The organism is Dehalococcoidia bacterium (assembly GCA_035528575.1).
In the GTDB taxonomy this organism is placed as follows: Bacteria; Chloroflexota; Dehalococcoidia; order E44-bin15; family E44-bin15; genus DATKYK01.
This window is the reverse complement of the sequence record DATKYK010000021.1, coordinates 42003-64106: the sequence shown is the minus strand read 5'-3', so window position 1 is coordinate 64106 and position 22104 is coordinate 42003. Positions and strand designations below refer to the sequence as shown.

The 22104-nt window shown below is 48.8% G+C and carries 23 protein-coding genes and 1 tRNA gene; 19 read left to right on the top strand and 5 right to left on the bottom strand.

The genetic code is table 11. The annotated features are described in order from the left end of the window. Nucleotides 1–212 precede the first annotated feature (212 nt). Nucleotides 213–1103, bottom strand: a complete 891-nt coding sequence (locus VMX96_04820) for an SAM-dependent methyltransferase (protein HUU63224.1) — start codon at nucleotides 1101–1103, stop codon at nucleotides 213–215. A 324-nt stretch (nucleotides 1104–1427) separates the two neighbouring features. Here VMX96_04820 and VMX96_04815 point away from each other — a divergent pair, with 324 nt between their 5' ends. Beyond that, a complete protein-coding gene (locus tag VMX96_04815; GenBank protein ID HUU63223.1) occupies nucleotides 1428–1934 on the top strand; it encodes a CDP-alcohol phosphatidyltransferase family protein in 507 nt (168 codons plus the stop codon). A 124-nt stretch (nucleotides 1935–2058) separates the two neighbouring features. On the opposite strand, the gene VMX96_04810 is transcribed toward VMX96_04815, so the two are convergent. Beyond that, nucleotides 2059–2292, bottom strand: coding sequence for a hypothetical protein (locus tag VMX96_04810; GenBank protein HUU63222.1), 234 nt, complete (start codon nucleotides 2290–2292; stop codon nucleotides 2059–2061). A 623-nt stretch (nucleotides 2293–2915) separates the two neighbouring features. Between VMX96_04810 and VMX96_04805 the strand changes: the two genes are divergently transcribed. The 18 genes from VMX96_04805 to fabD all read left to right on the top strand — a co-directional run bounded on the left by VMX96_04805 (nucleotide 2916) and on the right by fabD (nucleotide 19803). After that, nucleotides 2916–3863, top strand: coding sequence for a phosphocholine cytidylyltransferase family protein (locus VMX96_04805; GenBank protein HUU63221.1), 948 nt, complete (start codon nucleotides 2916–2918; stop codon nucleotides 3861–3863). Nucleotides 3864–4097: 234 nt separating this feature from the next. After that, nucleotides 4098–4847 (top strand): phosphocholine cytidylyltransferase family protein, encoded by a 750-nt coding sequence (locus VMX96_04800; protein ID HUU63220.1) that lies wholly within the window; start codon nucleotides 4098–4100, stop codon nucleotides 4845–4847. Between the two features lie 30 nt (nucleotides 4848–4877). Continuing rightward, nucleotides 4878–6158, top strand: a complete 1281-nt coding sequence (locus tag VMX96_04795) for an MFS transporter (protein HUU63219.1) — start codon at nucleotides 4878–4880, stop codon at nucleotides 6156–6158. 495 nt (nucleotides 6159–6653) lie between these two features. Beyond that, nucleotides 6654–6797, top strand: a complete 144-nt coding sequence (locus tag VMX96_04790; protein HUU63218.1) for a hypothetical protein — start codon at nucleotides 6654–6656, stop codon at nucleotides 6795–6797. Nucleotides 6798–7012: 215 nt separating this feature from the next. Next, on the top strand, nucleotides 7013–7489 hold the full coding sequence (locus VMX96_04785; GenBank protein HUU63217.1) for a hypothetical protein: 477 nt from the start codon (nucleotides 7013–7015) through the stop codon (nucleotides 7487–7489). A 146-nt stretch (nucleotides 7490–7635) separates the two neighbouring features. Beyond that, nucleotides 7636–8685, top strand: coding sequence for a 3-oxoacyl-ACP synthase III (locus VMX96_04780; GenBank protein HUU63216.1), 1050 nt, complete (start codon nucleotides 7636–7638; stop codon nucleotides 8683–8685). 18 nt (nucleotides 8686–8703) lie between these two features. After that, on the top strand, nucleotides 8704–9957 hold the full coding sequence (locus tag VMX96_04775; protein HUU63215.1) for a beta-ketoacyl-[acyl-carrier-protein] synthase family protein: 1254 nt from the start codon (nucleotides 8704–8706) through the stop codon (nucleotides 9955–9957). A gap of 42 nt (nucleotides 9958–9999) precedes the next feature. Beyond that, nucleotides 10000–10251: an acyl carrier protein gene (locus tag VMX96_04770; GenBank protein HUU63214.1), complete on the top strand. Its 252-nt coding sequence runs from the start codon at nucleotides 10000–10002 to the stop codon at nucleotides 10249–10251. A 496-nt stretch (nucleotides 10252–10747) separates the two neighbouring features. Then, entirely contained in the window at nucleotides 10748–10942 is a 195-nt protein-coding gene (locus VMX96_04765; GenBank protein ID HUU63213.1) for a hypothetical protein, read from the top strand. Nucleotides 10943–10954: 12 nt separating this feature from the next. Continuing rightward, a complete protein-coding gene (locus tag VMX96_04760) occupies nucleotides 10955–12004 on the top strand; it encodes a 3-oxoacyl-ACP synthase III (protein HUU63212.1) in 1050 nt (349 codons plus the stop codon). A gap of 33 nt (nucleotides 12005–12037) precedes the next feature. After that, a complete protein-coding gene (locus tag VMX96_04755; protein HUU63211.1) occupies nucleotides 12038–13276 on the top strand; it encodes a beta-ketoacyl-[acyl-carrier-protein] synthase family protein in 1239 nt (412 codons plus the stop codon). Nucleotides 13277–13436: 160 nt separating this feature from the next. Then, complete coding sequence (locus VMX96_04750) at nucleotides 13437–14822, top strand: NAD(P)/FAD-dependent oxidoreductase (protein HUU63210.1); 1386 nt, start codon at nucleotides 13437–13439, stop codon at nucleotides 14820–14822. A gap of 21 nt (nucleotides 14823–14843) precedes the next feature. After that, nucleotides 14844–16247 (top strand): FAD-dependent oxidoreductase, encoded by a 1404-nt coding sequence (locus tag VMX96_04745; GenBank protein ID HUU63209.1) that lies wholly within the window; start codon nucleotides 14844–14846, stop codon nucleotides 16245–16247. A gap of 23 nt (nucleotides 16248–16270) precedes the next feature. Continuing rightward, complete coding sequence (fabG, locus tag VMX96_04740) at nucleotides 16271–17005, top strand: 3-oxoacyl-ACP reductase FabG (GenBank protein ID HUU63208.1); 735 nt, start codon at nucleotides 16271–16273, stop codon at nucleotides 17003–17005. A gap of 1 nt (nucleotide 17006) precedes the next feature. Next, nucleotides 17007–17432: a 3-hydroxyacyl-ACP dehydratase FabZ gene (gene fabZ / locus VMX96_04735; GenBank protein HUU63207.1), complete on the top strand. Its 426-nt coding sequence runs from the start codon at nucleotides 17007–17009 to the stop codon at nucleotides 17430–17432. Nucleotides 17433–17454: 22 nt separating this feature from the next. Then, a complete protein-coding gene (locus VMX96_04730) occupies nucleotides 17455–18255 on the top strand; it encodes an SDR family oxidoreductase (GenBank protein ID HUU63206.1) in 801 nt (266 codons plus the stop codon). 14 nt (nucleotides 18256–18269) lie between these two features. After that, nucleotides 18270–18845, top strand: coding sequence for a 4'-phosphopantetheinyl transferase superfamily protein (locus VMX96_04725; protein ID HUU63205.1), 576 nt, complete (start codon nucleotides 18270–18272; stop codon nucleotides 18843–18845). Between the two features lie 16 nt (nucleotides 18846–18861). Then, complete coding sequence (gene fabD / locus VMX96_04720; protein HUU63204.1) at nucleotides 18862–19803, top strand: ACP S-malonyltransferase; 942 nt, start codon at nucleotides 18862–18864, stop codon at nucleotides 19801–19803. A gap of 296 nt (nucleotides 19804–20099) precedes the next feature. Here fabD and VMX96_04715 read toward each other — a convergent pair whose 3' ends face one another. The 3 genes from VMX96_04715 to VMX96_04705 all read right to left on the bottom strand — a co-directional run bounded on the left by VMX96_04715 (nucleotide 20100) and on the right by VMX96_04705 (nucleotide 22005). Next, nucleotides 20100–20744 (bottom strand): GNAT family N-acetyltransferase, encoded by a 645-nt coding sequence (locus VMX96_04715; GenBank protein ID HUU63203.1) that lies wholly within the window; start codon nucleotides 20742–20744, stop codon nucleotides 20100–20102. A gap of 291 nt (nucleotides 20745–21035) precedes the next feature. Next, nucleotides 21036–21653, bottom strand: coding sequence for a nucleoside 2-deoxyribosyltransferase (locus VMX96_04710; protein HUU63202.1), 618 nt, complete (start codon nucleotides 21651–21653; stop codon nucleotides 21036–21038). A gap of 277 nt (nucleotides 21654–21930) precedes the next feature. Next, a tRNA-Asn gene (locus VMX96_04705) sits at nucleotides 21931–22005 on the bottom strand. Between the last annotated feature and the right edge of the window lie 99 nt (nucleotides 22006–22104).

Here is a 22104-nt window from a genome sequence, read left to right as displayed (position 1 = left end):
GGAATTGATTGAGACTATTTCAGCGATCTTATGCTATACAATGGGCTGAAACAGAATAACTAAAAAGATTATACAAAGAATGGGACGTAGATTACCCGAACGGTGCCATCTTCGATGACGATCTACGGATTGAAGTACAATAGACATATAGTCGCTAGGTGGTCAATCGGTGCAGAGCTTCCTCTACCTCTCAATTAAACTGGGGGCATCCGTTAGGTTTGTTCTTGGGGCTTAACCGTTGCATGAACAATTCCGCCTAAGCGTGTCACCCTTCTCCCCTGATTTGCTCCTTTGAAATAGGAACTCTCAAGAAATTCTGTAGTGACATTTTTCACTTGATAAAACCCTCTCTTGAAGAGGAATTCTTCAATAGCTTCTCCTTCTATCCCGAATGTAGGAGGCTCACCTCTTCGTTCAAAAGCCGCCCGCCATTTCTTTGCCTCCTCATGGCACAAAGTCCCGTCAAGAGCTGACTGAAAGGCATAGTCGAATATAATGGAACTGCCTCCGCCGGAGTTATTTGATACAAAGGCTAAAGTCTCGTCTACCGCCTCCGCTGATAGGTACGGGGTTGTGCCTTCCCAGATGAACAGGGTCTTAAGGTTCTCATCGTAGCCGCTTTCAAAAAGCCCTTCATTGAGCTTCCTTTTATTTAAATCGATGGGGACGTATACCACATCATCCGGAAGGAACCCGAATATCTTCTTGACCTTCTCCACTTTCGCTCTCATTGTATCAGGATGATCCACTTCAAAGACCTTGACCCTTCCTTTTAGTTTATCGACCCTATAGGCTCTGGAATCGTAGCCAGCCCCCAGGATAACCAACTGCTCAATCCCGTCATCTATACACGACTCCAAGTAATCGTCGATATATCGGGTTCGGGCTACAACACCACTGGGTGCGCCGGGAATTACCCGTTCAGCATACCAGAGAGCAACTTTTGTTAGTAGTCGACTCTTGCGCATAATACTGAATTTGGTTCCAAGAAAATCCTTTGCAAAAGGGTCATAGCAAACCCTTTCATCCACTGGTCTCATTGACTCAGCAGCCCTAAAGGCAGCGTTTGCTTCTGCGGTTGCACTCGGTTTCCCTTCTTTCATATTACCCTCCTCTTCTTCACTACCTTTCCATCCAGAAAATTCGACTGATTAATTGACAACCCCTACACAGTGCTGGTACATTGATTTGTACCATTTAATATACTAAATTCGGATCTTAATCAAGCTCGTGCTATCCATCATAACACGTCAAATGCAAGTAATGAATCCGGTTAACGGATAGTAAACAGAATTCACGCCTGTGAGACATTGCACTTCTAACTAACATATTCCAATAGCAAACAGGTCTTCTTTCTAGCATAAAGGAACAAAGGAATCGATTGAAAAAGATGGCTCAAACTCCAAAAAAGGTGGCTAATCAGAGCAATGAGAATAGCAGACATCCTAACAGCCTCAAGAATTATTGCTGCTCCAATAGTTATCTGGCTCATATTCGCAAATGAGACGCTTGCTGCATTCTATCTTTTCGCTGCGGCAGCGATAACCGATTTGCTGGACGGTTATTTTGCAAGGAGAAGCAAGAAAACAGCTTCATACGGGGCAACCTTTGACGGTTTGGCTGATATCTTTCTTCTTATTCTGACAGGAGTTGCACTTTTCATAAAAGGCGAGGGGTTGTCGCTTTTTGTAGTAGGGGTGATAGGACTGGCTCTTACAGCCCCTGTAATATGGCTTATCTCAAGGAAAAAAGGAAGGCCTACAGTACCTCATTTTGATACAAACATTCTTGCTGCCTTTGTGTATCCAACAATTATGGCATACATAATCGGTTGGCAGTACGCACTACCACTTCTTCTTGTTACGTTCGCTGTCGGGTTGTATACATTTAGAAAGTATGTTGTCTATACATGGAGTATCTACACAAATAGATAGCACCAAACAGCGGCATCTATCACCACAGCCTGGGCATCTCTAAGAATGGGCGCGTTCTTGCGGTTCTGGTTCTCCAAAGAAAAGGAACCCGCTTGGATCCCGAAACGAGTTCGGGATACTTCATCTAGTCTTCGGCTCTTTCACGTTTTTCGCCTCGGGAGACCAGGTTCCTGTATAAGGTCTTGATCCTGCCCCGGAAATGGTTTGCTGCAAAAAGCCCCCCGACGAAGAGGGCTGCGATCAAGTGAAGGCTGGAACCGCCACTTTCGAGATCGTAAGCATCAGCCGTCTGAGGGATGGTCAAATAGAAGAAAGCAGGGACAACAGGCACCATTATCAAGCGGGTGTATAACTTCATCGTGATTCCTTCTTCCTTGGATTGAGCGGATTTCTTCCGGGCTCGCTATAGAACTCCACAAAAGACTTGTTACACCGCTGACCTCCGGTTCCCCATCGGTCGCGATGGGTTAGCTGAAATAAATGCGCTTTCCCAATGACACTATGGGTGTCATTCCTCAGCCGGATATAGCAATGCTTGCTCCATGGGCCTACTTCTTGACGGAAACATAGTAAATAATCATGATTATATTTCCATGAATTGCAGAATGATCTCTGGTGCTTCTTTGATACACGATTTATAGCAATTTGTCAAGGACCTCAAACAGCTGATTCCACTACCACCAATGGATTCTCTTACCACTTTAGCAGTTCAGCGATCTACCTGCGGTATTGTAGCGTTTTCCCAATTCAATTCCGATGGAGTGGCACCAAATAATGAGAGGTGCGCCTGCCAATTACATAGCATTATGTAAGAAAGATAAATCTTTGTGAAGATAATGTATGTTGACAAAAACCAGTATCTCAGTATAATACTGAGTGCTCATGATACGCTGTGAAATCTGTGGGTCTTTTTTTAAGACTGCCCAAGGCCTAGCTGGACATAAGCGTTTTCGCCACGTAACCCATGGACTGGCGGACGAGATGGGAACTGGCTTGACTGGCAGAGAACTGCATCGCCAAATCTTGAAACACCTCGATGATAAGCTAGCTGACAGAATGGCAGAAGCTATCCTCCAAAGGCATGGGCAGGAAATCTGGGAGGTTTTTCTGGACGACCTTTCTCAGCAGGGCTTCGACCTGCGCTCACTGGGGAAATACCCGAAGGTCAAGGCGATCATCGTAGCCGCCGGTGAAAGTAATATGCTGCTTCCACTTACCAAGGATATGCCAAACTGCCTTCTACAGATAGGGGACAGGACCCTCCTCAGCAGGGAGCTGGAAAACCTCAGGGCATGTGGTATATACGACATTGTGGTGGTACGTGGATACCAGGGAGACAAAATCAGGTACCCCGAGGTACGATACTATGAAAACAGAGACTACCATAATACCGGCATCTTGAGTTCCCTGTTCCATGCGGAGGATGAGATGGAAGGTGAGTTTATATTCTGCTACTCGGATATTCTGTATGCCAAGCAAGTGCTTGAACTGCTTCTCCGAGATCAGTCTGATATCTCGCTCGTGGTCGACACCGACTGGGAGCAGCACTACTATCAGCGCCACCAGCACCCGGTTGCCCAGGCTGAGCTGGTCAGAGTTGAAGGCGACCGGATAAGACAGATTGGTAGGAATGTCATAGCAGCAGGTGAAGCCCACGGTGAGTTCATCGGGCTGGCTAAATTCAAAAAAGACGGTGCTGGAGCCCTAAAGCGGATCCACGAGTGGGCTATTCAGAGTTACAGCGGTAGAGCCTTTCACAGCTCACCCTCGGTAGATAAAGCCTATTTCACCGACCTGATCCAAGAGCTTATAGACCAGGGATATCCTGTGTGCCACATTGATATCCAAGGCGGTTGGGCGGAGATCGACACCGTCGAGGATTTCGATCGGGTGAGTGGACACGTGCAATCAATATTACAAATAGATTAATCGAAATACAAGATGCCGGTTGCCAACAAAATCATCACAGGATGAAAATAGGCGCATATCGTTTGGCGATCGATCTTTTTCGCCAATAAGCCATAGATCCGAGTTATCTACTTTAACCGCCGCGCCTGCCTACTTCCCATTCAGGTGGCCGTATGTCGAATAGAATGCCCGGGTCACAATGTAACCGTTTAAATGCCAGATACTCCACTTTCATGGAAATAAAGAGGTGAAATTATGAAAGCTATTATTGTTGCTGCTGGCCCCAGTAGCCGCCTGATACCCGTTACCAACGAAATGCCAAAATGCCTGTTAGCGGTTGGCGGTAAAACCATCCTTGAGAGAGCGCTCGAGGCGCTGAGAGCAAACGGGATTGAGAGGATTGCAGTTGTTAGGGGCTATTGCAGCCATCTAGTCAATTATCCTAACGTAACATATTACGAGAACCCCAACTTTAGAGAAAACAATATCCTCAGGTCTTTATTCTACGCCGAGCGTGAAATGGACGACGACTTTATCTTCTCCTACTCAGATATCGTCTATAGCAGTGAGATTGTGGCGAAACTAATGGAATGTGAGGCAGATATTGCCCTGACAGTGGACGTCGACTGGCTTCATGCGTATGACGGACGTGACCTGCACCCCATTTCCGAGGCTGAGCTGGTCAAGGTGGAAAATGGCAAGGTGGTAAAAATAGGCAAGGAAGTGGTCCGTCCAGATGAGGCTCACGGGGAATTTATAGGCCTCGCCAAGTTCACCAGGTCAGGAGCCGAAGCTATGAAGACAGCATATCATCGGGTGGCAGAAGAGTGCCCCGCTGTTCCGTTTCAGCATGCAGCCTCCCTGGAAAAGGCATACATAACCGACATGATACAGGAGCTTATCGATAACGGACAGCCGGCGCAAAGCATTGACATCGAGGGCGACTGGATGGAAATCGATACGCCGCAAGACCTGGAACGAGCCCGAAAAGTATTTATCCAATAAAGCGGCAAAGTAAGGGAGCTTGGAGGTGCCGTGAAGCAGACCGCGACAGAAGACGTATATCGCTACTGGCGAAAGCGAATCCTGATATCGCTCTGGATAAGCTACGCTATGTTCTACGTGGGGCGGGTCAACATGGGTGTCGCCATCCCCCTCATTCAGGATGATTTGGGATACACCAAGACAACATTAGGCTGGATACTGACTGCCCTGTTTGCCGCCTATGCCTTTGGGCAATTTGTGAACGGCCAGTTAGGGGATAAGCTCGGTGGCAGGGTAATGATTGCAACGGGGCTGATACTGAGCGCAGTATTCAATCTGCTTTTCGGTTTTTCTACAATCCTCACCGCGATGGTCGTTATATGGGCACTCAACGGATATGTACAGTCCATGGGCTGGTCACCCAGCGTAAAGACAGTCGCTAACTGGTTCCCACGCCGGATAAGAGGTAGAGTCAGTGGGATAATGGGCACAAGCTATCAGGTGGGAGCTGCGGTCTCCATACTCCTTGCTGGCCTGATGGCTGCCAACTTTGGTTGGCAAGGGGTTTTCTGGCTGCCAGCAATCATCCTCGTCGTGGCAGGCATCCACTGGTACGTCAGGGGACGCAATGCCCCTGAGGTCGTTGGCCTACCCAGCCTGGAGGAGGAAGAAGAGGGTATTGAGAGAGAAGAGGCCTGTGAAGACCATTATCTCGGCTTCTCACATACTTTGCGCACAGTACTAACTAGTCGCCCTATATGGATCGTGGCCTTTGGCCTGTTTTTCCTGAACATCATCAGGTACGGTTTCATGGATTGGGCACCCTCTTACCTATTCGAAGAAGAGGGCGCAACTATATCGACTGCCGCCTTCAAGACTGGGCTCATGCCTCTCGCTGGCATAGCGGGAGCCGTCCTTACCGGTTGGCTGTCGGACAGGGTTTTCAAAGAACGCAGGGCACCCGCTGCTGCCATTATGCTCCTCTTCCTAGCCTTCTTCACCTGGGTATTCATTCAAACCACGGGCGCACATTGGGTTGTAGGGCTTCTGGTACTGATGGCTATCGGCTTCTTTACCTACGGACCTCACGTTGCCATGTGCGCTGCATGTCCTATGGATTTCGGCACCAGGAAGGCGGCTGCCTCAGCGGCTGGCTTTATTGATGGCGTTGGCTATATTGGTGCCGCCGTGACAGGGGTGCTTTCGGGCTACTTAGTGGAAAACTACGGGTGGAATACTGCCTTCTACCTGTGGTTGGGAGGTGCCATAGCGGCAGCAGCGCTTATGCTTGTACTATGGAACTACAGGCCCAAACTCGGAGAATACCACTAGGTGGACAATTGAAGTAATAGAGACTTCGTAGCCCAAATTTCTACTTTACACCATTTGCGGTTATAGACCTGCCTGCAAGTCCCATCGTAGAGATTCAGGGAAGCTAAATATGAAGTAACTATCTATAGTCGCCCGCATACACCTGTGTGCAAAGCTTACTGCATGCCAATCACCATGGCTGGCTCACCATTCACTGCTTCAGTTCATCCTTCCCCTATATGAGGTACAGATGCAAGGCCCAAACCGTGAGATTGTCTGGCAACGTATCTCTTCCCACCCCACTGATATAGCTTTGCCAGTTATGTCACTAAAACTTCGATGATTCGATAGCACAGCCCCCATGGAAATGTGGGTAAGAATGACTGACGTTGGCAGCCAACCTCTAGACTCTAGCATATATGAAGCTCATTGTGGTATCATACGCATAATCAAATATGCCGATTGCAAACGGCACCACTGAGCATAGAAATCTGAGTAATAGCAAGGGGTGATTCAATGAAAAGCTTCATAAAAGACTTCCTAGAGGCACTGGCAACCTGCGTGCAGTTGGGTATTGTGGTACCAATTCTGCTCGCTGTGCTATTTGGGCCAACAATCCTAATAATTCTTGCCATCGTGTGGGCGCTGGGTATAATTTAAAAAGAGTTTACACCTCAGGTTTCAATAACGGCACTAACCGGGTCGTTCACGGCAACCTACCGTGAGCGGTTGGGAGCAATGAATGGATGTAGGTAAAGTAAAGCAGAGTTAAGTAGTCTGCCCTTGACAAACATACCTTGAGATGTGATAATTATACGATGCAGGGACTGCAATATCATGACTAATTGCAGTAGATTTGTGCCGGAGGGAAAGACATGCTGTCAAACTGGAAAAGGTCCCCCTATGCACCGCCAGTTCTATTTATCTCAAAGAGAACGATTTCGCTGACCAAGAAACTATATCGCTTTGAACCGCCGGTTCGCTTTGTCTCAAAGAGGGTCATCTCGCTTCAGGTAAAGGCGGTAGATAGATATGTACCGGATAGTATGCTGCTCCTTTTCATGAATACACTGGATAAGCATGTCCCCCCTGAGGTGATAGATGGGGTCATCGGTGGGCTGGATGCACTTCCTCCAAAGGTACGCTCTTCTCTGATTACCGCAGCAGATAGGTATGTTCCAGATACCGCATCGAGTTCGAGAAAGATATCCGCTGTCATTGCCGGCATCTACAAGTATGTCCCGGACAGGATAATTCCGCCGGAGTCCGTGGAAGACTGGTCAAAGGTCAAGACCAAGTTCCATATCCCGACGTTACTTTCAAGAGGGCAAAGTAGATCCCGCAAAGAGTAATCCAACCATTTCCACCTAGAGGCTACAACCATTGTGCTATGCCAACCGCTGCTAACATGTCGAAGTGAGAAGTGTAGACATAGAATGCGTATTGCTAAATGCTACGCATATCATCATAGTAGCGAGTCTGATCAGGATTTATTGTAATGCTGTACAATAATGTCTTCATTGAGACTTTGGGGTACGAACTCCCAGAGAACGTCGTTACATCGTTGAGTCTGGAGGAAAGATTAGCCCCAGTATACGATAAACTAAACCTTGCCTACGGTCGCCTTGAAACGATGACCGGCATTCGCGAGCGGCGAGTCTGGAACAACGGAACGCCCCCGAGTTGGGGAAGCGCCAGGGCAGCGGAGAAGGCCATCGCCTATTCGGGAATCGATAAAGGGCAGATTGAATGCCTACTTCACACTTCCCTGAGCCGCGATTTCCTGGAGCCGGCAACCGCCTTCTTGGTCCATGATTCTCTGGGACTTCCTACCACGGCGACCCTCTTCGATGTCTCAAATGCCTGTTTGGGCTTCGTCAACGGCATGGTAATTCTGGCCAATATGATCGAACTGGGCCAGGTAAAAGCAGGGATCGTGGTTGGCAGCGAGAGCAGCGGGCACATCAGTGATATTACAATAGATGAAATCTTGAACGACCCGGACATGAGTCGGGCCACGCTCAAACGCTCCCTCGCCTCGCTGACCCTGGGATCCGGAGCGGCAGCAGCGGTGCTGACTCACTCCTCCCTCACGAAATCCGGCCATAAATTTCTAGGCGGGATAGTACGTACTGCCTCCCAACACAATGAGCTTTGTCGCATAGAGAATGACACCTATTTCTTCGACCCGCATGCCCATCCCAGCATGAGCACCGACTCTGAAGGAATTCTGAAAAATGGCCTGCTACTTGCCAGCGATGCATGGAAGGCCCTGGAAAAGGAGTTGCGGTGGCACAACTCCGATGTAGACAAGATCTTCTGCCATCAGGTTACTAGTGTTCATCAACAACTGTTGTTCGAGACCCTGCGTCTGGATAAATCCAAGGGCTTTTCCAGTGTTGAATACCTGGGAAACGTTGGGCCCGTTTCCCTCCCCATTACGCTAGCCATAGCAATCGACGATGGCCATCTCAATGCCGGTGACAAAGTTACCATGCTGGGAATCGGCAGCGGCTTATCTTCTGTTATGCTCGGTGTGAATTGGTAGCATGAGAATCCTAAAGTAATGGCAGTTGAAAAGATGCCTTATGATACACGGATCGTAATCACCGGGGTCGGTCTAACCGCACCAAACGGGAACAATCTTTCAGAATTCCGTCAGAACCTGCTCGCCGGGAAATCGGGGGTAGGGAAAATCGAGACCCACTACATGGGCGAAGTCATAGCCGGTGTTTGTGACTTTGACCCGCTCCTCTATCAAAAGAAAAAGGAGCTTCGTCGTGGAACGCGGGCAGGGTCTATTGCAATCTACTGCGCTCATGAGGCGATCGCCGATGCGAAACTGGATCTTTCTTCTATTGATAAATCGAGAATCGGTATCTACCTGGGGATCACCGAGCACGGTAACGTGGAAACCGAAAATGAGATCTATAACATAAAGCAATACGACTATAATGTAGATTTCTGGTCCCACCACCATAACCCCAGAACAGTAGCCAACAGCCCGGCCGGCGAAGTTACCCTGAACATGGGGATAACCGGCCCGCACTACACATTGGGAGCCGCTTGCGCCGCTGGCAACCTTGGAATAATACAGGGTTCACAGATGTTGCTGCTGGATGAAGTAGATTTGGCCCTGGCGGGTGGGGTCTCGGAGACGCCTGGTACATTCGGTGTTTTTGCCGCTTTTAAGAATGAGGGGGCACTGGCGAGCCATCCCGACCCTCAAAAGGCATCACGACCTTTTGACCGAGACAGAAATGGTATCGTTGTTTCCGAGGGCGGATGTATATGTGTTTTGGAAAGACTCAGTAATGCACTTGAAAGAGGAGCCAGGATCTACGGCGAAATCGTGGGACATGCTACCAACTCAGACGCATTCGATTTCATCCTACCAAATGCAGAAACGCAGGTTGTGTGCATGAACCTTGCCCTCAAAAGAGCTGGCATATCAGCAAGCGACATCGATATCATAAATACCCATGCCACGGCTACCCCTGAAGGGGACAAGGCAGAATGCCGGGCATTAAGAGAAGTCTTTGGTAATGACTCAAATTCGTATATAAACAACACCAAAAGCTATATCGGCCATACTATGGGCGCTGCCGGCGCCTTAGAACTGGCGGGTAATCTGCCCTCCTTTGAAGACCACATCGTTCACCCGACGATCAATGTGGACAATCTGGACCCTGAGTGCGCTTTTAAGAACCTCGTAATCAACGAACCCAGAAAGGTCGATAAGGTAGACTATATCCTGAACAACTCTTTCGGAATGCTGGGCATCAATTCAGTTCTTATTGTCAAAAGATTTCAAGGATAAAATTGAAGCGGCTATTTGGCCGCAATGAAAGGAAGGGGTTTTATGAAAGCAGAAGAGATTAGAGCCATGATTTTAGAGGTCATTCACGAAATTGTACCCGATGAAGACCTGAGCAATCTCAAGGGTGATATCCGCATACGAGACCAGATCGAAATGGACTCTATGGATTTCCTAGACGTCATCATGGAGTTGCGAAAACGATATGGTATCACCGTGCCCGAAGACGACTATATGGAATTATCAACGTTGGATAGCTCCGTGAAATACCTGGAGCCACTCATGAAAGATATCTAGTACTTCCTTGCAGAAATCCGCATCATTTCTTGAGTACCACAGGGGGGTGCCAGGATTGGGAAGTCGCATTCTCGATCAAGGTGATGAGACGTTTACTTCTTTAGCCAAGTACTAGCCACTAGATGCCGGCAAACCAGAATATATTGTTCTACCTCATGTCGGCGGAAAAATCGAAGGTTCAACCAATTTTCTCCCCTTGCCATACTGGGGAGAAACCTCTCTATAGAGCCTTGCTACAAGTTACGATGTTCCCATCATAGGCACTGGAATATCTAGATCCCCGCGGAAGGGGGGGACAACCGGGCAACCTACTTCCTCGTAGCATACTCCTAAGGTAAGTGTTTGGGAAAATAAACGTAGGAAAATTAGAGATTAGTTAATTTAAACGCCGTTGACAAATTCGACAAAAAGTGCGATAGTCAATAGCATGGCAATGCACGCATTACTATAATATAATCACGACTAATTGCAGTATGCTCGTACGAGAGCGGTGGAGATGCTATTAAAGAGGACAAGGTCTATCTTTGATCTATTAGTTGGGTTTGCCTCAGGCAAGCTAATCTCGCTTGAGGAAAAGTCAGTCGACGAATGTGTACCGGATAGGCTCCAACGTTGCTATCGAGATAAGGCAAAGGTGAGCGCCGCAGCATTTGACTCGGGACATGCTCCAGACACGGTAGCGGGTATGTAGGGGAGTTGCTCAATGCTGTACAAGAACGTCCGCATCGCGGCTTTTGGTTACGAGATCCCGGGGACAATCGTCACGTCACTGAGCTTGGAAGAAAGAGTAGCCCCCATATACGAGAAACTGAATCTCTCTTACGGACGCTTCGAAATGATGACCGGAATTCATGAGCGGCGATTCTGGGACGATGAGACGACGCCAAGCCAGGCCAGTGCAAGAGCAGCAGAAAAGGCTATAGCCAAGTCGGGAATCGATAAAGGGGACATCGAATGTCTACTTCATACTTCCGTATGTCGTGATTTTCTCGAGCCGGCGACAGCTTTGATAGTCCATAATTCTTTGGGCCTCCCTGCCACAGCTCTTGTCTTCGACATCTCAAATGCCTGCCTGGGTTTCACCAACGGCATGGTAACTCTGGCAAATATGATCGAACTGGGCCAGGTAAGAGCAGGAATTGTGGTTGGCGCGGAGGGTGGTAAGCGATGTATTGAAAGAACAATCGACGAAGTCCTAAATGACCCGGACATCACCAGGGATAAGCTCAAGGTCTCGTTTGCCTCTCTAACCCTGGGATCTGGAGCGGTGGCAGTGGTGCTAACTAGTTCTTCCCTGTCGAAATCCGGCCACAAACTCTTGGGGGGAGTGATTCGTACTGCTTCAGAACACAACGACCTCTGCCGCGTAGAACCTGATACTTATTTCTACGACCCGCATAGCCACCCCTATATGAGTACGGACTATGCAGGAATTCTGAAAAACGGCCAAATATTAGCGCGCGAAACATGGCAGGCCTTCCAACGAGAGTTGGGCTGGAGAGAGTTGGATATAGACAAGGTTTTCTGCCACCAGGTTAGCACTGTCCATCAACATCTGCTGTTTCGCACCGTGGGGCTGGATGAATCCAAGGGCTTTTCCACTGTAGAGTACCTGGGAAACATCGCTTCTTGTTCACTTCCTATTTCGCTAGCCGTAGGAATTGAGGAGGGTCGTCTTAATACAGGTGATAATGTTCTGCTAATGGCAGGCGGTAGTGGCATAGCTGGTATTATGCTCGGTGTGCTATGGTAATATGAGAATCCTATAATTGAAGTAGTGGCCAAGATGAATAATGAAACACGGATCGTAATCACCGGGATTGGTCTATCGGCACCAAACGGAAACAATCTTTCAGAATTTCGGCAGAACTTGCTCGCTGGCAAATCCGGAATTGGGAAAGTCGAGACCCACTACATGGGCGAGGTCATAGCTGGCGCGTGCGATTTTGACCCACTGAAGTATCAAGGGAAAAGGGAACTACGCCGGGGAACGCGAGCAGGGTCTTTTGCAGTTTACTGCTCTCACGAAGCAGTCGCTGACGCGAAATTGGATCTTGACTCCGTTGATAAATCGAGAATTGGTGTCTATGTCGGGATTACCGAGCACGGTAACGTGCAAACCGAGAATGAAATCTATAACCTCAAGCAGTTCGGCTACAATCTAGACCTCTGGTCCCACCATCAGAACCCAAAAACTGTGGCCAGTGCGCCAGCGGGCGAAATCACCCTGAATATGGGGGTTACCGGCCCGCACTACACACTGGGAGGTGCTTGCGCCGCCGGCAGCCTCGGACTTATACACGGCGCACAGATGCTGCTGCTGGGTGAAGTAGACTTGGCCCTGGCGGGTGGGGTCTCAGAGGTCATCCACGGTTTTGGTATTTATCTCAGCTTCAAAAATGAACGTGCGTTAGCGAGCCACCCGGACCCCACGAAGGCATCCCGTCCCTTCGACAGGGACCGAAACGGTGTTGTCGTTTCCGAAGGCGGCTGTATGTGCATTCTGGAGAAATTGAGTGACGCACTCAAAAGAGGCGCAAGGATTTACGGCGAGATCGTCGGTTACGCCATCAACTCGGATGCATCCGATTACGTTCTTCCCAACCCGCAAAGGCAAGCTGAGTGCATGAACCTTGCTCTCAAGAAAGCCGGCATATCAGCAAGCGACATCGATATCATAAATACCCATGCCACGTCTACCCCTCAAGGTGACAAGGCAGAATGCCAGGCAATCAGACAAGTCTTCGGGGATAATTCAAATACCTACATAAACAACACCAAGAGTTACATTGGCCATAGCATGGGCGCTGCTGGCGCCTTAGAACTGGTGGGTAATTTACCCTCATTTGAAGACCACGTCGTTCACCAGACGATCAATGTGGACAACCTGGACCCTGAGTGTGCCTTTAAGAACCTGGTAATCAACGAACCCAAAAAGGTGGATAAGGTCGACTATATCTTAAATAACTCCTTCGGAATGTTGGGCATCAATTCCGCCCTTATCGTTAAAAGATTTGCGCAATAGTAATAAGCACTTAGACGGAACCGCAAGGGAAGGTATTTAGCAAATAGGTGCCGGCAGACCAGGGTATATCATTCTACCTCATTTCACCAACGGATTTGAAGGTTCGCAAAAATCTCTCCCCTTGCCAAACAGGAGAGAAGCCTTTGTATAGAGCCCGGATATGAGTTACGACGTTATTATCATAGGGGCAGGGATGTCCGGCCTCGCCGCCGGCATCAGGTTGGCCTACTACGACAAAAAGGTCTGTATCCTGGAGAAACACCATCATGTCGGGGGATTAAACTCATTCTACAGCCGGGACGGGCATAAGTTCGATGTTGGCCTTCATGCAATGACCAATTATGTCCCCCGCGGTACCAAATCAACGCCACTGCCAAAGCTGCTGCGGCAGCTCAAGCTAAAAGCTGAAGATTTTGCCCTCTGCCAGCAACGGACGTCAGCGGTCAGGTTCCCAGAGAAAACCCTCAGATTCAATAACAACCTGGAATTTTTTATCCAAGAGGTGGTGGAGAATTTCCCAGCGCAAGCCGACAACTTCCACAAGCTGCTTAAAACCATTTCTGAATATGACGCATTGGCCCTGGATGCAAAACCAGTATCGGCTCGAGAAGCCGTGAGTACAATTATCTCCGACCCACTCCTCGTTGACATGATCTTTTGCCCGCTCATGTACTACGGCAATGCCCAGGAAAATGACATGGAATTCGGGCAATTCGTTATTATGTTTAGGAGCATCCTCTGTGAAGGTTTTGCCCGACCCCAGGCCGGGGTCCGGCAGATCCTCGATGTACTGGTTAAAAAATATAAAGATAACGGTGGCGAATTAAGGCTGAAGTGCGGTGTAAAAAGCATTCAGGTTGCCAACGGCAGGGTTGAATCGGTACTGCTCGATAACGCTGAAGTGCTGACGGCAGATAGTATAATATCATCGGCCGGTTACGTTGAAACCATGAGGCTTCTATCAAATTATAACGCTAAAAGCTTCAAGAATGATGTGGGGCGACTTTCATTCGTAGAGTTCATCATGGTCCTTGATAGAGAACTTGCGGAAGTGGGCTACGATACAACTATCATCTTTTTCAATAACTCGGATAGATTCAGTTATAGGAAACCGGACGATTTGGTCGATGTTTCAAGCGGTGTTATTTGCTGCCCTAACAATTTTTACTTCGAAAGCCCACTGCCTGAAGCCATGATCAGGGTAACCAACATGGCCAACTTCGATCTCTGGAACAAGTTAGAGCAGGAAGAATATAAAGCCCAGAAAGCTGCCTGGCTTGAAACATCTCTTAAAGAGGTGGTAAAATTCGTACCAGATTTCCGTGACTCAATCATTTACACAGATGTCTTCACTCCAAAGACGATTCACAGATTCACGGGTCACTTGAACGGTGCGGTATATGGGACTCCAAACAAGATCAAGACAGGAAGAACACATCTGGAGAACCTGTTTATTTGCGGGACAGACCAGGGGTTTCTGGGGATCGTTGGAGCAATGCTCAGCGGCATCTCCATGGCAAATCTCCATATACTACAGAAGGGATAATCAGGCTAAAGATTGCCAACGATAGATCGGTTGAGGGATACCAAGCCGGAATATGATGCCATCGTCATTGGCAGCGGTCTAGCCGGGCTGACCAATGCAAACATGCTGGCTAAAAACGGCTATTCAGTTTTACTGCTGGAGCAGCACCATCAGCTCGGTGGACTGGCTGCCTGGTTCAAGAGGAAGGGGGGGCACATATTCGACGTTTCCCTGCACGGATTCCCGGTCGGCATGATTAAGACCTGTCGCAAATACTGGAGCCCTGAAATCGCTGACATGATCGTTCAACTAAAGGGAATCAGGTTTGACAACCCCCAGTTCTCCCTCACAACAACCTTCGAGAGGGAGGATTTCACCCGCATCCTGCTGGAGCGATTCAGAATACCCCAAGAGAATATCGAAGGCTTTTTCAATACATCCAGGGATATGAACTTCTATGACGACCAAACGATGACAACCAGAGAGCTTTTTGAGAAGTTCTTCCCCGGCCATGACGACGTTGTCCGCATGTTAATGGAACCGATCACCTATGCAAACGGATCAACCCTGGATGACCCGGCGATAAGCTATGGAATCGTGTTTTCAAATTTTATGAGTAAAGGCGTTTACACTGTTAGAGGCGGAACCGATAAATTTATCGGCAAAATGCGGGATGAGCTTACCAGAAATGGGGTCGATATTCGGACCAGGGCCCTGGTGGAAAAAATTGTCATCGAAGATCAAAGGGTATCGGGAGTAATCGCCAATGGCAAGATGATCAAGTGTAAGGCTGCTATCTCCAACGGCAATCTTAAATCAACTATTCATAAATACGTGGGTGACGAGCACTTTTCTGAAAGTTTCATTGAGGAAGCAAGAAAGGTACGCCTGAATAACAGCAGTTGCCAGGTCTACATGGGCATCAAAAAGGGTGAAGCTATCGACTATATAGGGGATTTGCTTTTTACTTCGGTAGCGGAGAAATTCGATTCCACCATGCTTTGCAGCAGGGATATCACCAGCCGTACCTTCTCCATATACTACCCGGAAACTCGCCCCGGCTCAGACATGTACTCTATTGTCTCTTCTACCAATGCAAACTACGAAGACTGGGCCAGCCTTTCTGAGGAAGAATATCATACCTCCAAACAGGAATTAATCGAATCGACGCTCGATACTCTGGAGAAATATATCCCCGGAGCGCGGGGGAAAATCGACTATGTTGAAGCCGCCACTCCAAAAACATTTCAGCGGTATACCCTTCACGAACGTGGCGCCTCTTTCGGCACTAAATTCGAAGGGTTGAGGGTCAGCATGGAGCTTCACGAGGAAATACCCGGACTTTTCCATACCGGGTCGGTGGGGATTATTATGTCCGGCTGGTTGGGCGCTGCTAACTACGGGGTGATTGCCTCGAACAATGTTGACAAGTATCTACGGTCGTGATTTAATTTTGCAGGAGGTGACAGATGTACGATTTCAAGGGACAGACCGCTATTGTAACCGGAGGAACAAGGGGGATAGGCAAAAGCATCGTCGAGAGTTTCCTGAGAGCTGGTGCTCGGGTTATCATTGCCTCAAACGAAGCTGCTACGGAACAATTCAAGCAAGACAACAAGGAGTTCGCTGAGAATATTGATGTCCAAATAATTGACGTGTCTAAATATGAAGAGGTTGAAAAGTTTTTCGAATATATGGATAAAAAATATGAAGGCTTCGAGGTGCTGGTAAATAATGCAGGTATTCGGAAGGATGCTGTACTGGCCATGATGAAGCAATCGGAGTGGCATGATGTGCTGAATGTCAATCTCAGCGGAATCTTTTACATGTGTAAGTTTGCGGTGATGAGCCTAATGCGCAAACGATATGGACGGATTATCAGTATAACCTCACCTTCCGGCAAATATGGATTTGAAGGTCAGGCAAACTATGCCGCCTCAAAGGCAGGCCTGGTTGCGCTGACCAAATCACTGTCGAAGGAGGTCGCCCGCAGGGGCATTACAGTCAATTGCGTCTCTCCGGGATTTATCGCAACCGAGTTAATTCAAGACCTTCCTGATGAATTACGCGATTCTTATGTAGCCCAGGTGCCTTTAAAGAGATTCGGGAAGACCGAGGAGGTCGCTGCCTGTGTTCTTTTCCTGGCGTCTAAGGAAGCGTCTTATGTCAACGGTTCTGTACTAGAAGTAACGGGAGGTTTGTAAAATGGAAGAGATACTAAAGGCCATACCCCACCGCCCACCGTTTCTGTTCGTCGACAAGATCACAGAGTTAACGGAGAACAAGATCAAGGCGACCAGGGAAATGAGCTCGGACGAGTCGTTTTTCCAGGGGCACTTCCCTGGGAATCCGATCATGCCCGGGGTACTCATCTGTGAATCCATCTTCCAAGCCGCTGGGATTCTACTATCAAACATCCTAGGCGGTGTTGGCGGCGGCACCCCCGTGCTGACCCGTATCAGCAACGCAAAATTCAAGAACATCGTCAGGCCGGGCGATCTGCTGGAGCTACAAGCGGAGGTCGTGGAGACAGTGAGCAACGCCTCCTTCATGAAAGGCAGTGCATCGGTTGCCGGGAAGACGGCCGTAACGGTGGAGTTTGCGGTTAGCCTAGTTAAAGCCGAAATCTAAATACAAAGATAGAGGAGATACTATGGACTTCTTGGACATCTCAGGTAAAACCTTCCTAGTTTTCGGTGTGGCCAATAAAAAGAGCGTGGCCTTCTTCGTTAGCCAGGTTCTCTCTGAGGCAGGGGCGAAGGTCATCCATTCAGTTCAGTCTGCGGCACACGAAGAAAGCGTTTCCAAGCTCTTCCCGGGCGCAGAAGTTTACATATGTGATGTCGAGCGGGAAGACGAAATCACGAAACTAGCTAAAGAGGTCTCCAAGAAGTATCCCAAGATTCATGGCATCGTTCATGCCATTGCTTTTGCCAACTACGAAGAGGGACTCAAGCCATTTCACCAAACAAGGAAGAAAGACTTCCTGCAATCCATCGACATATCCTGTTTCTCGTTGATCAGTATTGCCAACGCATTTAAAGACCTCCTGGATGAAAAGGCATCCATAGTCACCATATCGATCTCAGCCACCAAAATAGCAGCCGAACCCTATGGCTGGATGGCGCCTGTAAAGGCTGCCCTGGACTCTACCTTGTGCTTTCTGGCCAAATCCTTCAGCTCGTTTTCCCAAGTCAGGTTCAACTCAGTCAAGGCCGGCTTATTGAAAACCTCTTCATCCGCAGGGATACCAGGATACCTTGACTATTACCTTTACGCCGAACAATTGAGTCTACGCAAGAAAGCTATCGAGACCAAAGAAGTTGCCAATGCGGTGGTATTCCTACTGAGCGATCGATCCAGCGGCATAAATGCCCAGAGCATAATCGTGGACTGCGGAATGTCGACCAACTACTTCGACAAAGATCTTATTGATAAGGCGATTAGGGATTGAGCAGACCGATGACTTTGTTTCCAGTAATCTTGCCAGTTGCCCAAGCCGGACACAAGCTATCAGGAAGAGAAAGGGTATCCAGGCTAAGCAGAATCGCCAGGGAGGCATTAAGGCTGAGCGCGGAAAAGGGCGGAGTTACCCTTGGAGAGCTACGTAAAGACCAAAATGACGTTCCGTGCCCTTTTGATGGCAACTACTGGTCACTCGCCCATAAACCAAAGTACGTGGCAGCGGTTATGAGTAAAGAAAGGGTGGGGATCGACATAGAGGAAATAAAACCCCGGCAAGAGTCAATATTCAGCCTGGTGGCGAGCGACCAAGAATGGGACCTGGGCAAAGAAGAGTCCTGGTATACCTTCTTTCGCTACTGGACTGCGAAAGAGGCGACTTTAAAAGCTATCGGAATCGGTATCGGTGGGCTAAAGGCCTGTCGGGTGGTCTCGGTTCCCGATGAGAATCATATTGTATTGGACTATGGAGGGCACTTGTATCGAGTCGAACAACTGTATCATAAGAACCATATTGTTTCCGTCCTCAAAGACAACAGCGAAGTTGAGTGGGCAATTGAGGAGGATTTCAGCTACTGCTGAATAATTGAGTTAGGTCGTGGCTGAACTGGATACGAAACCGACACCCAAGATCGCCTATGTCTTTCCCGGACAGGGCTCACAGGCAGTCGGCATGGGCTTGGAGCTTCTCCACAGTTCACATGAGGCGCGGCAGGTCTTCGAGGAGGCGGATCAAGCTCTCCAGTTTCCCCTGTCCCGGCTTTGTTTTGAGGGTCCCGAGCAGGAGCTGCGTGAAACCATCCATGCCCAGCCAGCAATACTGACAGTCAGCGTCGCCTATTTAAAAGCCACATCGGAGATCAACGGTAGTATAAAGCCTGACTTTGTCGCCGGACACAGCATCGGTGAGTACACCGCACTGGTAGCAGCAAACGTCCTTTCATTTGTCGATGCCGTTTGCCTGGTCAGGGAACGAGGTCGCCTGATGCAGGAAGCAGGCAAGAGCAAACCCGGATGCATGGCGGCTATTATCGGTATGGATGAGGTATCGGTGGAGGAGATATGCCTGGAGAGCGGTGCCCAGATTGCCAATATCAACTGCCCCGGGCAGATCGTGGTCAGTGGTAATAGCGAGGCAATAGCATGCTCCATGGACCTGGCCCAATCGAGAGGGGCCATCGGTGTGGTGCCTCTTGAAGTGAGCGGCGCTTTTCACACCCCCCTTATGCAGCCTGCCGTTGAAGGTATGGCACAGGCCATCTCACGAATTAACTTTTCCCCACCCCAGGTTCCCATCGTGGCTAACAGCACGGCTAAGCCGGTAACCACCATCGACGAAGTTAAAGAGGAGCTACTTCAGCAGCTATGCCACTGTGTTAAGTGGCAGGCCTCAGTGGAATACATGGCAGAAGTCGGTGTCTCCACTTTCATAGAGGTTGGCCCCGGGATAGTCCTCACCAAGCTGATTAAAAGGATCGCCAAGAAAGCGCAGGTTCTCAATATGAGCGACCTTGAATCTATCCAGGCAATACGCTTCTGAAGCACTAGTGTCCGATAACCTGCGCTAATTAGATTAAGGAAGTTCCTTCTATCCGAGAAATTGCTTCCCTTAGCAGGGGGGAATCAGAGCTTTTATGACCCTGGATTTCTCCCTCTCAAGGACAATGGGTAAAAAGCAACCCGTTTACGCTTCTTATAGAATAAAAATATCACGAATTCTTATCGAACATAATGCCCGTATCTTGAGTAACATCGGTTGCTGATAGATTCGTGATACAGATCAAGCCAACGAACACCGCTTCGATCCTACTCTGAGCAGCGAACTACTATTTACACTCAAAGATCGCGCAGCAAGCGGACCATGCCCGGGCACCCTATCAAAGCCTCAAAATCAGGGTGCCGTTTTTCATCAGCATACTTGAAGCCCGCTTTCTTGTAAGCGCGCTCCGCCGGCGTGTTGCCGATATAGAAGCCTACCTGTGCCAGGCGAAAGCCCTGATCGCGCCCCTTGTCTAGGATCGCCTCGAGTAGCTTGCTGACAGCCTCCATGCGGCGGTACTCCGGGAGGGTCGCCACGTGTTCGATAATCCAAGCACCATCTGCGAAGTCGGGATGGCAGGTCATAAACGCCGCGAGGTTCCGCTGGCCGGGGGCCATATCTTGCTCTGTCAATCCCATCTTCTCGATGACCGCTGCCATGGGCATAGCGACAGTCGCTTCCCCGTTTTTAACAGGATCGAAGCCTTCAAGTGCAGCTGCCGGGTGGCCATCAACTTCTGCCACAAGAAATTCCGTATAATAGCACATATGCCGTGGCTCCTGTAAGGTCAACATCTCGAGGAAGTGCAGACACCTGTCCTCCGGCTGAGATATGATAAGATCCCAAATGCCTATCTCCATGTGTGACCTGCCTGCCATGAGCATGCACCACGCGATCAACTTCGCATCTTCAGGGCGGGCTGGTCGTATATTTATGTCCATTAGTCATGCTCCTTTCCAATTCCAAAGTCGAAAGCGTAGCGAGTTATTTGCGTTAGTTTCTATCATAAATATACTCCATTCTCCTTTAGTTAGAACCGTGATAACACGGGAAGACTGCAAACACCGCTTTTAAAATTCAAATCTGGATTTCCACTTTTTAACTGCGCCCAAGCCAATTCTGTTATTTATATACCTACTAAAGTCACTGCCAGTGCACGCCCTCTATACAACAGCCAATGGGTCGGTAGGCTCCTTCCATGTTAGCTCCGCATTCTTATCCCCACCGTCTAATCAGGTCTGATTACTTAGCAGCACCTCAGCCGCCTGTCGCACACACCCAGTGAAACCTTCTAGAGATGTGTATATCCTATCAGGTGGAACATTCACCCGAACTACGACCGTGCCGCTTCGGCAAACAGGACCCTCGACCATCAAATTGTCGAACAACCCGAAAGACTCTACGAAGAAGCCATCGGGCTCAACGCGCTCAGCGTAGTCCTTGACCACATTGGTGTATCCGAACACAGGCTTGCCACACCCATACATGTAACCAATTTCAACCGCGGTGCCGATATCCGTGCTCGGTCCTCGGAATGGAGTCAGATTCGCGATCACAAGGTCGCAACTATCCATCAGTTCCACCATTAGGTCGAAGGTCGCGTGACCCATGTCAACGGAAGAGTTCAGATTAAACAATACATCAAAATGAGCATCCAGCGGGTATATTCCCTCGAATCCATACTGAGCGCAGATGCGTTTCTTTGCCTCACCGATTTCTAAGGCGTCGGGGAGGAATACATCCGGCCCAGCTAGGTAAACCCGCATAACATAAGGTTCTTTTACCTTCTCCTCGACTTGAGAGGCGTTGACCTCTCTGGATTTTTTATGGTAACTAATCTTCTCTTCCATTTCTTTCACCTTGGATAAGATCGCCTGGCGTCCCGAAGATTAACCGCGCCTTTTAGTATGATCTCGTGTACAGGAAAAATACGCCCTATTTTTCATGCTATATACAAGTAACTCAAGACTCTTCCATTTTGAGGCAATTTTATAGAGCGAAAGGCATTTTAAAAATGTTTTACTGTGAGGATAAGAGCTCGAGCCAGAGCAGGTGACTATTAACTAATTCCTACGCCCGTTAAAAAGACGGAACTATTGAACGAGGAGTTCTATCTATTAGACAACTTGGCTCCCCGACGAGGACTCGAACCTCGAACCTAGCGGTTAACAGCCGCTCGCTCTACCATTGAGCTATCGGGGAATCTTCGTTCCGCTGCCTTTTAACTCCCAAAAGGGGCGAAAAGCCCTAAGCCTACTGGATACTCCTCTGACCTGCCGCGATGCCCTCACTGAAGCTCGA

What these genes read in the sequence shown, in the direction of transcription:
- VMX96_04785 (HUU63217.1), top strand. Translation starts at nt 7,013, where the DNA reads ATGCTGTCAAACTGGAAAAGGTCCCCCTATGCACCGCCAGTTCTATTT.
- VMX96_04770 (HUU63214.1), top strand. Translation starts at nt 10,000, where the DNA reads ATGAAAGCAGAAGAGATTAGAGCCATGATTTTAGAGGTCATTCACGAA.
- VMX96_04800 (HUU63220.1), top strand. Translation starts at nt 4,098, where the DNA reads ATGAAAGCTATTATTGTTGCTGCTGGCCCCAGTAGCCGCCTGATACCC.
- VMX96_04760 (HUU63212.1), top strand. Translation starts at nt 10,955, where the DNA reads ATGCTGTACAAGAACGTCCGCATCGCGGCTTTTGGTTACGAGATCCCG.
- VMX96_04790 (HUU63218.1), top strand. Translation starts at nt 6,654, where the DNA reads ATGAAAAGCTTCATAAAAGACTTCCTAGAGGCACTGGCAACCTGCGTG.
- VMX96_04715 (HUU63203.1), bottom strand. Translation starts at nt 20,744, where the DNA reads ATGGACATAAATATACGACCAGCCCGCCCTGAAGATGCGAAGTTGATC.
- VMX96_04730 (HUU63206.1), top strand. Translation starts at nt 17,455, where the DNA reads ATGGACTTCTTGGACATCTCAGGTAAAACCTTCCTAGTTTTCGGTGTG.
- VMX96_04750 (HUU63210.1), top strand. Translation starts at nt 13,437, where the DNA reads ATGAGTTACGACGTTATTATCATAGGGGCAGGGATGTCCGGCCTCGCC.
- fabZ (HUU63207.1), top strand. Translation starts at nt 17,007, where the DNA reads ATGGAAGAGATACTAAAGGCCATACCCCACCGCCCACCGTTTCTGTTC.
- VMX96_04810 (HUU63222.1), bottom strand. Translation starts at nt 2,292, where the DNA reads ATGAAGTTATACACCCGCTTGATAATGGTGCCTGTTGTCCCTGCTTTC.
- VMX96_04710 (HUU63202.1), bottom strand. Translation starts at nt 21,653, where the DNA reads ATGGAAGAGAAGATTAGTTACCATAAAAAATCCAGAGAGGTCAACGCC.
- VMX96_04755 (HUU63211.1), top strand. Translation starts at nt 12,038, where the DNA reads ATGAATAATGAAACACGGATCGTAATCACCGGGATTGGTCTATCGGCA.
- fabG (HUU63208.1), top strand. Translation starts at nt 16,271, where the DNA reads ATGTACGATTTCAAGGGACAGACCGCTATTGTAACCGGAGGAACAAGG.
- VMX96_04820 (HUU63224.1), bottom strand. Translation starts at nt 1,103, where the DNA reads ATGAAAGAAGGGAAACCGAGTGCAACCGCAGAAGCAAACGCTGCCTTT.
- VMX96_04805 (HUU63221.1), top strand. Translation starts at nt 2,916, where the DNA reads ATGGGAACTGGCTTGACTGGCAGAGAACTGCATCGCCAAATCTTGAAA.
- VMX96_04780 (HUU63216.1), top strand. Translation starts at nt 7,636, where the DNA reads ATGCTGTACAATAATGTCTTCATTGAGACTTTGGGGTACGAACTCCCA.
- VMX96_04765 (HUU63213.1), top strand. Translation starts at nt 10,748, where the DNA reads ATGCTATTAAAGAGGACAAGGTCTATCTTTGATCTATTAGTTGGGTTT.
- VMX96_04815 (HUU63223.1), top strand. Translation starts at nt 1,428, where the DNA reads ATGAGAATAGCAGACATCCTAACAGCCTCAAGAATTATTGCTGCTCCA.
- VMX96_04775 (HUU63215.1), top strand. Translation starts at nt 8,704, where the DNA reads ATGGCAGTTGAAAAGATGCCTTATGATACACGGATCGTAATCACCGGG.